Genomic DNA, 13,924 nt, shown 5'->3' on the forward strand with positions numbered 1-13,924 from the left:
CACCTGCGATAACGTTAGCTGCTGCTTAATGGCCGCTATTTCCATCATGCGCCTTTTTAATGATCAGCTTCTCTTTACTCACAATGATCTCTATCGGATCGCCTACATTAAAGCCCGCCTCTTCAAGCCATAAGCCCCGTACATTCAACCAGGGCACATCACGGCCCCTGTTCCAATGATTACTTAATTCCTGGTAACGACCATGTAGTTTTCCCCGACGAAGTGTTTTACTTACAGTTTTCATAAAAATATTTTTTCACAACAGATTTGTTGCAAACATAACATATCAATCTTAATTCAACAAGACTTTCATAGTTTGATTACGCTATTTATGTTTCATAAATTTGCACAAACACTATTCTAACCGTTGTTTTTACTACAGATATGAAGCAGATTACTTTCGGCAAAAGGCTTACTGAGGTGAGGAAAGACAAAAAACTATCTCAGGACGAGATAGCTAAAAAAGTAGGCGTACATGGGGCAGTCATTGGCAGGTATGAACGCGATGAGGTAAAACCATCTATTGAGATGGCCGCCAACATCGCTGCCGCGCTGGAAGTATCGTTAGACTACCTGGTGGGTAATACCGATCTTCTTCTGGACCAAACTATCCTTGACAGGATTATGGATATTCAAAAACTAAGTGACCAGGATAAAACGGATGCCTTTAAACTACTGGATATGTTTCTTCGTGACGCTAAAGCAAGACATGCTTATCATAAATAACAAAGTCCAGCTTCAAAAGCTGGACTTTGTTATTTATGCGTACTCTAAACCCATTCTAAGATCAATTTATTCAGCCAATCTTTAAATAGCTGATAATTTCGTCCTTAAAATTTACTCCGACATTCTTCAACATATTCTTCAATATATTCTTCCGCCGTACGTGCTGTCCCAGTTTCAAATAAATTTCCAGTAAATTTATTCACGATCAGAGCTCCTACTACTATTGCATCAAAAATATCACCTGTTTCAATAAACTTCTTCGTTTGATAAAAAAAAGCCCAACCATATTCAAATTCAATAGTATATTCATCTATTATAATTAATTCCATTCTATTAATCAACACTGGATTTTCCTTCAAATATGCATATGCCTTGATCTTTGCCTCAATTAATGTAATTGCTTTACTCATAACCCAGTTGTATTTTTGAAATATAATTGTTTAAACTTATAATCTGTCATAAGCGTTGAAGGATTCTGAATCCAATTTCCAACAGGCTTTTGAAAATCTAAAAATATCACATTACCATGTTGCTTTGTAACATTAAAATAGTGACCGATAATATCCCGACCAGAACCTCTGTATCCGAAAACAACACCAGTTGCTCCATCTTCTAATTTACTCATTGCATTGACCACCCCTTCAGCTGTATAGTAAGATTGAACTCCTTTTTCACCACCAAACTGTTTAAAAAAATCTTTTGTATAAACTTTGCCATGTTTTAATGCTGAAGCTGGAAAACCTTTCAGAGTTGCATCCCCTGCTATAGTACAGCCAGCGCAATTAAGATTTCCTCGCTTAAAATTAATATCAAAAACACCTCCCGCTGGAACTTCAGATGCAGCCGCTTTAAGCTCTGCTTTCGCAAGCATTCCTGCCCCAACCAAATTTGCGCTCGCAGCGGCTACATTAAGGATTTTTCCGGCCTTTTCATCCTCTTTCCTATAATACTCATACATAGCCGCGATATTTCCCGATTCGAAATATCTAGTATGTTGCTTTCCGCCAATATCATAGTCATACCTTGCATAATTTTCTTTACCTACTCCGGCGCCAAATTCGAAAAACGACAGAGTACCATTTTCTGGCAAATTGTATGACGAGACTAGACCTGAAGCAATACGTTCTTTCGTTGTCTGTGGCTTTAATCCCAGCCATCCAAATAATGAAAGTGTATTAAATGTACCTTGAGGCTGTACATAATTATCAGACGTAACTTTTACAAAAGGTTTATTGTCTGATAAGTAATAAGAAAACGTTCTTACGTTTTTTTCCGCTCCGTCAAGATCAGTGCTTCTTATAACATCATTCTCAGCATAAGCATAAGTGCTATTCCATGGATATTCTCTATACAACGGATCCACACTCAAGAACTTCCCTACCCTCGGATCATACACCCGCATCCCATAATCCTGCTGATTCCCCTCTCCCTTCACCTCATTATCGTTCTCCTTCCCATTAAACCCATATCGATAGCCCCCACCACTAAACCCTCTCACCAGGCATCAACGTCCCAAAAGGATTTTTACTCAAAGAACTGACCCTAAGATATCCTTTTTTCTTTCATCTGTATTTTCAATTGAAACAAAAAAATAACGCGCACGTATGCGGGATGAGGGATGCGTTACTGACGCTGATCTTTATACTACTGATCATCAACGAACTAACGTACAGCACTTGTAAGCCCGTCCACCGCATCCATTATCCTGCAGACGGAAGCAAGATAGTACTGCAGATGACCAAGGCACTACTGCTCACGTTCGCGCAGCTTAATATCCGCTATAGATCAGGAAACTAACCTCTGGCAGCTATAATCTGCCGCTTAATAGCGACCTACCGCCACCACCGCCATGCCGCCAGGGTCGCTGTGGTGGGAGTGCGCAGCGCAGCAAGCACGGAGCCACAGCTGGCCGCGCTAGACCTTATCCCAGCCAGGAGCGAAGCGGATGGCAGAGACAAAAAAATAAGGCCCTGGCGGCTAAGGCAGGTGGCGGACGAACTAGAGGCAGCAAAGGGATGGCTGTAGCAGCGCTAACTGTGCGCCTGCCGCCAGACCGGGAGCTGCCCGAACGCAGGGCGATGGGGCGCAAAAACTGTGACAGGCTGCACATAGGACACCTTTACTGTAGACAGCTCTCCGCAGCCTGGCGCATGTTTTTGTGCGCACCGAGACCGGAGTGAGACCGCTGCGCCTGAGCCTCTTAATAAGGAACATATAAACCCTGTTGGTTGGCTTTTGATAAGGGGATGGGTAGTCCTGGTCCCGTTGGGACTCGAACCTAACTTATAAACTCAGTACTGGCAAGAGCTGGCTGTTCTAAAAAACAGCTTACACACGATTTACACATCCTTTACGTATGTTTGTACATGCCCATAATGACCGATTGTTTGGACGCGGGTTCGATTCCCGCAGACTCCACCAAGATCTTCCATTGACCTACTGCTTAGAAGGCAGTTGTTCATTAACATGTTGGCTGCGTGCCTGGCACAGGAACAATACTATATTTGATTTACAACTAGTTACACAGGACCAATCGCCCATTGTTCGCCAACTAAGGGCTTCCACTAGCGTCCCGCAGACCATCCTTGAGGGGGATCGAACACTATTTCCACCCTTTTAATGAGAGGCTTTACACATGCCGTATATATACTTCATACATGCCGTATACACGACGTATACGTGGACTTGATTGGATAAAAACATCATTTTATCGGGTGATAAAGCTCTATGGCAGATTGTAAACGGTACACATCATCCTGGCGGTATCTTTCTGTACTGGATGGGTATTTATGACCAGCGAACTGTTGTACCACCCCTATATCATGCCCCTGGCTAAACAGGTTTGCGATCACACTCTGACGGATACGCTGTGCACTGACCTCACGACCCCGGTAAAGACCCTTATAAACACGTTTTACATGCTTACTGATCTCTGTTCCGGGCATCCCTTTACCCCGATGGCCCAACAGTAATAAATCGCTTTCTGAGCCCTTTAAAAGCTGCAGACGTACTTCCAACAGGTAACTACTCAGCCAGTCCATCTGTACCGGTTTTAAGGGCAGCTCCCGCCTATTGGAGACTGCCGTACCCTTTATATACACACTGCCTTTATCCAGTAATATGTCTGATACCGATAAGGCCGATAACTCGCCCACCGTCAACCCCTGGTACACTAGTAGGCTCATTAATACTTTATTACGGAGAGCAAGCACGCTATAACGTTCCTCCCGATCCAATAATACCTCCAGTTCTGCAGCACTGAACAGGTCTTGTAACTGGATGTCCCTGCTGCGCTTATCCCGTAAACGGATATTACGCGCTGGATGGTCCAGACGCGCACCTATGTGACACTGATAATCATAATACACTTTGATACTGCTCACGATACGGTGTAAGGTGTAGCTATTGCGGTAACGGTGACGTAATACACCTATATAGCTCATTAGATCGGAGTAAACAGCACCTGGCGCTTCAGGATAAGAAGATAAAAATTGGTTGATCTCTCGCAAGTAAGAGGCCGCCGTACTGGGGGTATAATGCTGTTGTAAATATTTGTCTAAGGTCATATTACTGCCAGTTGATGTGCGCCTACCCTGGCATAGATCTGCGTCGCTTCAAGGTGGCGGTGACCTAAAAAGTCACGTACATATTCAAGGGACATACCGCCCTGTAACAGGTGCGTCGCTATACTATGACGTAGATAATGAAGACTGATCCCTTTCCATAATCCTGCACGGCCGACCAACTCTTTCAGTAAGCGGTTATAGCTGTTACCACTCATGCGCCTGCCTTCCCGGTTCAACATAAACGCACCTTTCTCTACTGCCCCCGATTTGCGATATTCTTCCAGGTAAACACCTAACTCACCCGCTACCTTGCCCGTTAAAGGGATCACCCTACGGCTCGCACCTTTTCCGGAACGAACATATAACAAGCGGTGACGTACCTGCACATCCCGCACGTTCAACTGCTCCGCTTCACTACGACGTAACCCACAACTATAAAACAGGTGTAACATCACTTTCTCTCGCATGCTGATCGCTGCCGTAAACAATGCTTCCACTACCCCTACACTCAGCGCCTCACGCCTTCCACTAGCATGTCTGCGGAACTTTAAACCACTCATTGGATTATACTGTAACCCACCACTACGCTCCTGCCAGCTAAAAAATACTTTTAACGCATACACATAATGACTGATCATGATCCCGCTCAGGGCACCCGATCTGTATTTTAACGGACGGATATGTAACCACTCATAAAATAACACTATGATACCCGGGCTTATTTCTTTGATGCTTTTAAAACCTCCATATTCTAAAAACTCTCGCACACACGTGGGCAGCATCCGCTGTGTACTAAGCCCATAGCCGCTTTGCTGTAAATAGTTCTGGAACTGTATGATATAAACTTCCATGGTACCACTATGACGTTTTTGTAGTTTTACCCCCCTTGAGCATTTTTCCGGAACACGGAACGCCAGGCACTTTTTCCAGTGTTTACGCCACTTCTAGCGTTCCACTGGCTTTCCGTAGCGTTCCAGGTCCCCTGCTGGCGTTCCAACTTTAATCGCTGATAACTGATTAGATAAGTGAGTACGGATACGCTCACGAAGACCCTGATAATTATCCCAGTATACGATCTTGTACGTAAAGCCCTTATTGTGGTGACCACCACAGGTACAGATATATTCAAGCCGCACAAGGTCCTGGGCGTAACGGAACAATTGGGTCTTGCTCAGATGTAGACCCTGACGGATTTCTCGTAACGTAAACTCTGCCTGACTATAATGAGTCCCATATTTACTACGTAAGTACTCTTTTAACTGCTCATAGAACTGACGCAGGCTACCATCCAGTTCATCTACCTTTAATACAATGCTATCGAACATGATACCGATCGCTGACTCAACATCGCTCAACTCGGCTATCAACCGACCTTTACTATCACGCCTACGCTGGTACTGATGTAACAAGGTCACCATCTTCACAAAGTTTAAAAACAGGTCATGTAAGCGGCGGATCTTATGCGCATCCTCCGGTAACTGTAAACGACCTGCATAAGGATTCACAACCTCTAACGCCTCTAAGCTACGTACCAGGTTACGGATAAAACCTTTACGTTCCTGCTCTCTGCCTGTATCGATCTCTCCTGCTGCTTTATTGTTCTGATAACCAATGATACGCCGCGTCTGTTCTCCACTCTCGTCTACCGCTATCAGGAACACACGACTCATATTATCCTCATACAGTTCCCCTCTCGTCGTACAGGCCAGACTCGCTATCGGGCCTTTCACCGTCTTCTGACCACTGGTGATCTGACCATTATCCAGCTTGATACTCGTCGCACTATTCAACTCTCCATTACTCTGCAGTTCACGGAACGCAAACTCTGCCTCTTCACTCAGCCCGTCTATATCTTCTAAGCACAACAACCGGTTGATAAAGTAACGTTCCGGATAATTGTATAATACCTTATCACTCACCCGCGTCAGACGTGTTACTTTCTCCGGGGGGATACAGTCCGATACCTGCTTTAATAAACGCGTCTTCCCGCTACCACTACTGCCCTGTATCAGCGCATGTAAAGGTGCGGGCATCTTATAACTCAGCGCTACCAGCAGTAAGAACAAACGGTTCTGTTCCTCGCCAACTATCCCTGTTTCACCTAATAATACATTCAGCGCCTGGAGTAATCCTTCCTGACGTAAAAAACGAACCGCTGTATTTCGTTCTGATTCACTTAAGGTATACACTGCAACCCCTTCTGCTGGTGTTGATTCCCCCTTCCCCTGTTCTGCCTCCCGGTACTGGTCCAGCAGGTCAGTCAACTGGTAAAGGTCCTGTTCCAGCACATCTTTGCGTACCCCTAGTTTCTCCCCTGCTTCCCTGCATAAGCGTTCCACCTGTTTGTCTTCATACAGGTCTATTTTATTGCGGCTCTTATGACCACTCTCCTTATGCTCGATCACCAGCGTGATCTTCATACTGTCCAGCTGTTTACTTAAGCCACCTTGTACATAGTAATTGCCGCCTGCACCCACGTATATAAGCTTATAGGGATTACGGCTGTCTAATAGGGCTCCAGCTGATACAACAGCGGTGCTTTCCGGTGATGACAGATTTGTTTTTCCAGCTGATACTTCAGTTGAAAAAAATAAAGCAGTCCTGCTTTGCAACAACTCCGTAAACACCTCCGCCGTATGACTCACACCTATACTATTAATGTCTTCTCCATCTGGTAATACAATGCTGCTCATAAGCACATAAGGCAGACGGTTCTTTAACAAGGCGCTGTATTTCTCTACCGCCTTACGGCCTGCTTCATCCCCATCAAAAGCAAAAATGATCTCCTGCAGCTGACCTAAGCTCACTATCGCTGCTTCATGCTCTGCCGTCAACCCATTTGTACCATAACAGGCAAGGATCCCATAAGCCTTACCTATCTCATGATGCTGTAACAAAGTCGCTGCATCTATCACTGATTCGGTCAGGATCAACCTGGTTATATCTCCCTTCGGATAACCTGGATAAAGCCCCTTTCTGTCTTTCAGGTAATAATGACGCTGATCACTATCATTAACTGTACTACGGAAGTACATACCACTGATCGATCCTTCCCTATCCCGCAACGCAAACACGATACAGTATTTTCCAAAAGGTTTATAAGCCTGGATGCCTTCTCGTGTATTAGAACCCCACGCAGACAGTAAGCCTACCGATACACATGCTGATATCAGCTGTTCGTCCCTACGGGCGCCATGATGGAACTGGGCCGTATTATAGCCAACTTCTAAACGGGTAATGTCTAAGCCGCGGCTTTGCAGATACGCTTGCGCGGGCTTGCTGTTATGGATCGCATTCTTAAAATAGGTAAACATGTAGTTCAGGATGCCTGAACGGCTGACTGGTACTGCTGCAACAGCACTGGTACTACCGCCTATCAACTCCTTACATTTCAGGATCGCTTCCCGTTTACTGATACCATCCTTATGCATCACAAAGTCTATCACATCCAGCGACTTGCCATGCGTCTTACAGTTACTGCTAAAACAATAACAGGTTTGCGTCTTGTAATACACCTGCAGACTCGGGGTCTTGTCATCATGGAACGGACAATGTAATCGCAGGTGCTTATCAGGCTTTAACCCGTAATGCATAAGCACCTGCGATAACGTTAGCTGCTGCTTAATGGCCGCTATTTCCATCATGCGCCTTTTTAATGATCAGCTTCTCTTTACTCACAATGATCTCTATCGGATCGCCTACATTAAAGCCCGCCTCTTCAAGCCATAAGCCCCGTACATTCAACCAGGGCACATCACGGCCCCTGTTCCAATGATTACTTAATTCCTGGTAACGACCATGTAGTTTTCCCCGACGAAGTGTTTTACTTACAGTTTTCATAAAAATATTTTTTCACAACAGATTTGTTGCAAACATAACATATCAATCTTAATTCAACAAGACTTTCATAGTTTGATTACGCTATTTATGTTTCATAAATTTGCACAAACACTATTCTAACCGTTGTTTTTACTACAGATATGAAGCAGATTACTTTCGGCAAAAGGCTTACTGAGGTGAGGAAAGACAAAAAACTATCTCAGGACGAGATAGCTAAAAAAGTAGGCGTACATGGGGCAGTCATTGGCAGGTATGAACGCGATGAGGTAAAACCATCTATTGAGATGGCCGCCAACATCGCTGCCGCGCTGGAAGTATCGTTAGACTACCTGGTGGGTAATACCGATCTTCTTCTGGACCAAACTATCCTTGACAGGATTATGGATATTCAAAAACTAAGTGACCAGGATAAAACGGATGCCTTTAAACTACTGGATATGTTTCTTCGTGACGCTAAAGCAAGACATGCTTATCATAAATAACAAAGTCCAGCTTCAAAAGCTGGACTTTGTTATTTATGCGTACTCTAAACCCATTCTAAGATCAATTTATTCAGCCAATCTTTAAATAGCTGATAATTTCGTCCTTAAAATTTACTCCGACATTCTTCAACATATTCTTCAATATATTCTTCCGCCGTACGTGCTGTCCCAGTTTCAAATAAATTTCCAGTAAATTTATTCACGATCAGAGCTCCTACTACTATTGCATCAAAAATATCACCTGTTTCAATAAACTTCTTCGTTTGATAAAAAAAAGCCCAACCATATTCAAATTCAATAGTATATTCATCTATTATAATTAATTCCATTCTATTAATCAACACTGGATTTTCCTTCAAATATGCATATGCCTTGATCTTTGCCTCAATTAATGTAATTGCTTTACTCATAACCCAGTTGTATTTTTGAAATATAATTGTTTAAACTTATAATCTGTCATAAGCGTTGAAGGATTCTGAATCCAATTTCCAACAGGCTTTTGAAAATCTAAAAATATCACATTACCATGTTGCTTTGTAACATTAAAATAGTGACCGATAATATCCCGACCAGAACCTCTGTATCCGAAAACAACACCAGTTGCTCCATCTTCTAATTTACTCATTGCATTGACCACCCCTTCAGCTGTATAGTAAGATTGAACTCCTTTTTCACCACCAAACTGTTTAAAAAAATCTTTTGTATAAACTTTGCCATGTTTTAATGCTGAAGCTGGAAAACCTTTCAGAGTTGCATCCCCTGCTATAGTACAGCCAGCGCAATTAAGATTTCCTCGCTTAAAATTAATATCAAAAACACCTCCCGCTGGAACTTCAGATGCAGCCGCTTTAAGCTCTGCTTTCGCAAGCATTCCTGCCCCAACCAAATTTGCGCTCGCAGCGGCTACATTAAGGATTTTTCCGGCCTTTTCATCCTCTTTCCTATAATACTCATACATAGCCGCGATATTTCCCGATTCGAAATATCTAGTATGTTGCTTTCCGCCAATATCATAGTCATACCTTGCATAATTTTCTTTACCTACTCCGGCGCCAAATTCGAAAAACGACAGAGTACCATTTTCTGGCAAATTGTATGACGAGACTAGACCTGAAGCAATACGTTCTTTCGTTGTCTGTGGCTTTAATCCCAGCCATCCAAATAATGAAAGTGTATTAAATGTACCTTGAGGCTGTACATAATTATCAGACGTAACTTTTACAAAAGGTTTATTGTCTGATAAGTAATAAGAAAACGTTCTTACGTTTTTTTCCGCTCCGTCAAGATCAGTGCTTCTTATAACATCATTCTCAGCATAAGCATAAGTGCTATTCCATGGATATTCTCTATACAACGGATCCACACTCAAGAACTTCCCTACCCTCGGATCATACACCCGCATCCCATAATCCTGCTGATTCCCCTCTCCCTTCACCTCATTATCGTTCTCCTTCCCATTAAACCCATATCGATAAGCCCCGGATCTAAATGACCTCCCCGGCATCAACATCCCAAACGGATAATACTCCTCTGCCGACACAACCTCTGCTACTGCGTTCCCAGACCGCCACCATCTCTTGTCACTCACCGTTGCCAGTACGTTCCCAAGATGATTCGTCAATTCAAAGATCTTTCCTCCTCTGGTGAAATTAGTATAAAATCCTGAACCTAACCCAACAACTGTCCCGGCATTTACGCTCGCACTATCCTGAATATTGACAGTCAGCAAATTAAGCCCTAAACGACTCGATCCATAAAGATGAGACTCGATCTTAGTCAGCTTACCGGCATTGATTCCCGCATCTCCCTGAGTATAAACAGCCATTACATTACCAGTGGCATCACGCACATACCACGTGTACACGCCATTAATGCTCTTACTAACCCTGTTGCCACTGCCATCATATGTATAACGGATAATGGTGCCATCTTCTTTGGTGATACTACTGATCTTACCATAAACAGTCCATTGAATATCAGCGATCTTCGCGGTGCTATCCCGGACAAGGTTACCTATACTATCATACCGGTAGTTACCCGCGAACTGGCGGTCAACATCTCCATCATAATAGGTAGAGTCTACACTATCATGAATGTAGTCAAGCTTATTGGTACCTGTTTTATAATGATAAGTCAGGTTATCCATATCCAGACGCTTCTTTGCAAAGGAGGTATCTCCTTTACGATTGTAACTGAGGATATTACCATTCGCATCATAAGTTACCTGTTCCCTGAAATCCGGTAATTGAACCGCATTCCAGCTATTATTTGCAGAATCAAGTCCCTTATAAGCAATCATCTCATGCAACCTGTTCAGTACATCATAACTATATTTGTATTGCAACGAAGTACCCAATGATGGGATAGACTGACTAATAGCTGCTATATTTCCATTGAACAGCGGACTAAATCCGCTACCGGCAGCCGACGCAAATGGACGACTAAGACCAATAGGTTTATAATCATTGTCTCCATAGTAATGTAAGGCAAATCCGTATACGTCTTTTGCTGCGGAATGCCCGTCAACTCCCATATCAAAGTCACTACCCGCTGATGTACTGTTAACACCTTTTAACCAACCCTGTAATGTATAGGCATAGTCTGTACCCTGCACCTGCTGCTGCCCCAGAATTGTCCGTGCCAACGGACCGTGTTTATAATATTGATAAAATGCATCATTCTCCCAATAAACACTATCCGTACTTGTTTCAACACTTATCAGCCTGTTTTCTGCATCATAACCATAACGGTGATATACCGCATCTGAATATCCCGGCTGATAAGCGACATGATTCACCTTACCACTGATCAGATCATATTTGTAAACAACCTTCTTCCAGCGACTCTGCAGGTTCTGCAACACACCTTTCTTATAATCCTGAATCAGGGTATCCACATTGCCATGAATATCATAGCTGTAGAATGTACCGACTGCATAATCACCTGTTAACTGTTCTGGTGATGAATCATATAAGGCCGTCCAGGCCACACGGTTCCTGAGATTTTTGGCAAAAAACAACTCCGGGGCGAAGAACGCCACACGCGTATCGTAATAGATATGCGTAATCTGTGTACGGCTGTCATTTGCATTAGTAAACCAGGCCTGCAGACTATCAGCGCTTCTACTAAGTGTATTTCTCATGTTAGTACTGCTGCCAATCTCTCCTACTTCTGTCGTTCTTCCCAACAAGTCATACTGTGTGTAGCTATATCTTGCCAGCGGCTGTTGCCTGGCATTCTGGGATACCGATAATCTTCCCAGTCTGTCATACCAGAAATTGCTGACACCTGCATCAGGTGTATGCTGCGCAATTACCTGGTTCAGGGTATTATACCGGTAATTCGTTACCAATGTATGGGCAGGTTTGAGGGACTGCTTAGCTGCTCTCGCCATTCTCACCCGGTAAAGCCAGGAAGCAGAACGATCGACTACAACACCTGCAGGTGGCACCGTTTTTACCAGATTACCCGCCTGATCATAGTAATAAAGCGTGTAATGATATTCACTGAGTTTGTAAGCGAGCGTATAGATCTCACGCTGGCCAGCCTGCATACAGCTATCTACATAGGTGTTGCCAAAGCTGTTCTTAACAGAATCAACATAAGCATTGTACAAGTCGGTTCCTTTGCTGACAGCAAAGTATTGATTATCAGAGCAGTTATCAATATTATCAGAAACTGATCTGAAGATAGGATTGGTATTACCACATAAAAGTGGCCCGTTGCGGACTTTGTAACAACTGTCAATACCTCCACAGAAGATTGGCAGCCGGTATATGCCGGTGCTAACCGGCGTAATCGTAATTGGCAATACAACCGAGTCCGCTCCACGTATAATATTGATCGGTAAAGGACTGTTTCTGTTAGGGGTAACTCTCAGGAAAATCAGACTATTGGCGATCTCTGTGTTTTTGCAATTTACTCTTCCCGAAGGCGGTGTCATTATCACCAAACCATCTCTGCCATAACTACCTACACCGACATATCCTCCATTTGCGCTTTCCGTAATGCTATTCAGGAAAGCCGAACTATCCAGCATGATCATATCAGACCAGGATACTGTACTATCACGGGTGATTCTGTTCAGTACCAGCCCTGTTCGTGGTGATGTCAATAGGTTTTTTGCGCAATGACAAGCCCCATATCACCATAATGGCCATCGGCATTTTCCTCTGCAACAAGTGTGTCTTTCCTGACTGCAAACTGCTTCGAGGTCAGAATAGTCCCGTTATTGGAGATCCAGGCAATGGAATTTACCGCCCTTCTTCCACACCATTTGTCGCACTGAATCATACCCTTCAGGCGTTTTCTCAATAACACCTGGATAACTATCATTGGTGATCGGGGCGCTTCCAAAATCATATCGACACCCTGTTGGTCGCTCCGGTATATTTATTTAGTTTGGCAATGATGATCAAGATCATGATATACGCCTGTATGTTCCATCAGGAGATTTCCCATCACCACCAGCGTATCATGATCCTCTAACATCGAAAGGTTGCGTCGATATTAGAACTACCCATCTGCCGGATCCATCCACCCATACCAACAGTGTCCAGCGTACCTACTATCCAATCACCCGTACTGTCAATATTGTTGATATCAGATCTGCCTGAATAGGCAAAATTCCATCGCTCAATTCCAGAATGCTACACCGGTTTCTCCATTAGGCGTGTTAAAGCCAATTTTACGACTCCTTTTACATCACCAATCGCATTCGTCTTTGTAATCAGATTTCAGCACTGTCCTGCCCTATTCCCCATACTGCACCAATTGCAATGATTCCGCCATCACGGTAGTTTTATGCGGGCAAAATAATCCCTCGTTCCTACAGGATATTGCTTAGACCATTCAATAGCCCCATGAGCGTTTACTTTCGTAATAAAGGCAGTCGAATCCAGGTCAATAGCCGACCTACAGCTGATGCCCTGTCAGCTGTAGACGCAAAGTGATAATACCAGATTGTTTTCCCTTTAATAAGCCTCCCAAAAGAAACCCGTTTCAGGTGTACGCGAAAGGTCTGAAATAATGACACTTCTCCCACGGAAGTCTATATACGTATTATAGATGCGGTCGGTTATCTGGCAGACTGTATCATCCGGTTAAAACCGATTGACAGGTATCCAGGAAATTCAATATTCCCATGACTGTTTCGCAAAGCCCAGTTTGTTATTCATAAAAGCGGCAAACAGCTGATTCTTCAGCTCCTGCTGCCCGTTAGTAGTATCTTCTCCTATTTTAGGCACAATGCCCGGGAATTTTGTCTGATAATCGTTATAGCTGCTCTTACTTCTGTACACGATACACAAG

General features: G+C 43.6%; 12 protein-coding genes. 2 read left to right on the forward strand and 10 right to left on the reverse strand.

Going from position 1 to position 13,924, the window contains the following annotated elements; translation table 11 throughout:
* Positions 1–25: 25 nt before the first annotated feature.
* Positions 26–244 carry a SymE family type I addiction module toxin gene (locus FEF09_RS17025; RefSeq protein ID WP_146306231.1) on the reverse strand — a complete coding sequence of 73 codons (219 nt, stop codon included), beginning with the start codon at positions 242–244 and terminating at the stop codon, positions 26–28.
* A 140-nt stretch (positions 245–384) separates the two neighbouring features.
* Here FEF09_RS17025 and FEF09_RS17030 point away from each other — a divergent pair, with 140 nt between their 5' ends.
* Positions 385–726, forward strand: coding sequence for a helix-turn-helix domain-containing protein (locus tag FEF09_RS17030; RefSeq protein WP_146306232.1), 342 nt, complete (start codon positions 385–387; stop codon positions 724–726).
* Between the two features lie 104 nt (positions 727–830).
* On the opposite strand, the gene FEF09_RS17035 is transcribed toward FEF09_RS17030, so the two are convergent.
* The 6 genes from FEF09_RS17035 to FEF09_RS17060 all read right to left on the reverse strand — a co-directional run bounded on the left by FEF09_RS17035 (position 831) and on the right by FEF09_RS17060 (position 8,132).
* Positions 831–1,136: a YrhB domain-containing protein gene (locus FEF09_RS17035; protein WP_146306233.1), complete on the reverse strand. Its 306-nt coding sequence runs from the start codon at positions 1,134–1,136 to the stop codon at positions 831–833.
* Positions 1,133–2,224: an RHS repeat-associated core domain-containing protein gene (locus FEF09_RS17040; protein WP_261387549.1), complete on the reverse strand. Its 1,092-nt coding sequence runs from the start codon at positions 2,222–2,224 to the stop codon at positions 1,133–1,135. Before FEF09_RS17040 ends, FEF09_RS17035 begins: the two co-directional genes overlap by 4 nt.
* A 1,204-nt stretch (positions 2,225–3,428) precedes the next feature.
* Positions 3,429–4,169 (reverse strand): tyrosine-type recombinase/integrase, encoded by a 741-nt coding sequence (locus FEF09_RS17045; protein WP_186774387.1) that lies wholly within the window; start codon positions 4,167–4,169, stop codon positions 3,429–3,431.
* A 119-nt stretch (positions 4,170–4,288) separates the two neighbouring features.
* The gene (locus FEF09_RS17050; protein ID WP_146306236.1) at positions 4,289–5,143 is read right to left on the reverse strand and encodes a tyrosine-type recombinase/integrase; all 855 of its coding nucleotides are present in this window, start codon (positions 5,141–5,143) and stop codon (positions 4,289–4,291) included.
* A gap of 93 nt (positions 5,144–5,236) precedes the next feature.
* The gene (locus tag FEF09_RS17055) at positions 5,237–7,885 is read right to left on the reverse strand and encodes a CHC2 zinc finger domain-containing protein (RefSeq protein ID WP_261387550.1); all 2,649 of its coding nucleotides are present in this window, start codon (positions 7,883–7,885) and stop codon (positions 5,237–5,239) included.
* 28 nt (positions 7,886–7,913) lie between these two features.
* On the reverse strand, positions 7,914–8,132 hold the full coding sequence (locus tag FEF09_RS17060; protein ID WP_146306231.1) for a SymE family type I addiction module toxin: 219 nt from the start codon (positions 8,130–8,132) through the stop codon (positions 7,914–7,916).
* A 140-nt stretch (positions 8,133–8,272) separates the two neighbouring features.
* On the opposite strand from FEF09_RS17060, the gene FEF09_RS17065 reads away from it, so the two are divergent.
* Entirely contained in the window at positions 8,273–8,614 is a 342-nt protein-coding gene (locus tag FEF09_RS17065; protein ID WP_146306232.1) for a helix-turn-helix domain-containing protein, read from the forward strand.
* A gap of 104 nt (positions 8,615–8,718) precedes the next feature.
* Here FEF09_RS17065 and FEF09_RS17070 read toward each other — a convergent pair whose 3' ends face one another.
* Genes FEF09_RS17070 through FEF09_RS17080 form a run of 3 tightly spaced genes read right to left on the reverse strand, consistent with a single transcriptional unit; the run spans position 8,719 to position 12,907 of the window.
* A complete protein-coding gene (locus FEF09_RS17070) occupies positions 8,719–9,024 on the reverse strand; it encodes a YrhB domain-containing protein (RefSeq protein WP_146306233.1) in 306 nt (101 codons plus the stop codon).
* Complete coding sequence (locus FEF09_RS17075; RefSeq protein WP_146306238.1) at positions 9,021–12,728, reverse strand: RHS repeat-associated core domain-containing protein; 3,708 nt, start codon at positions 12,726–12,728, stop codon at positions 9,021–9,023. The genes FEF09_RS17070 and FEF09_RS17075 overlap by 4 nt, the downstream gene beginning before the upstream one ends.
* A complete protein-coding gene (locus FEF09_RS17080) occupies positions 12,725–12,907 on the reverse strand; it encodes a hypothetical protein (protein WP_146306239.1) in 183 nt (60 codons plus the stop codon). Before FEF09_RS17080 ends, FEF09_RS17075 begins: the two co-directional genes overlap by 4 nt.
* Positions 12,908–13,924 lie beyond the last annotated feature (1,017 nt).

Source organism: Chitinophaga pinensis (assembly GCF_007896845.1).
GTDB lineage: Bacteria > Bacteroidota > Bacteroidia > Chitinophagales > Chitinophagaceae > Chitinophaga > Chitinophaga pinensis_C.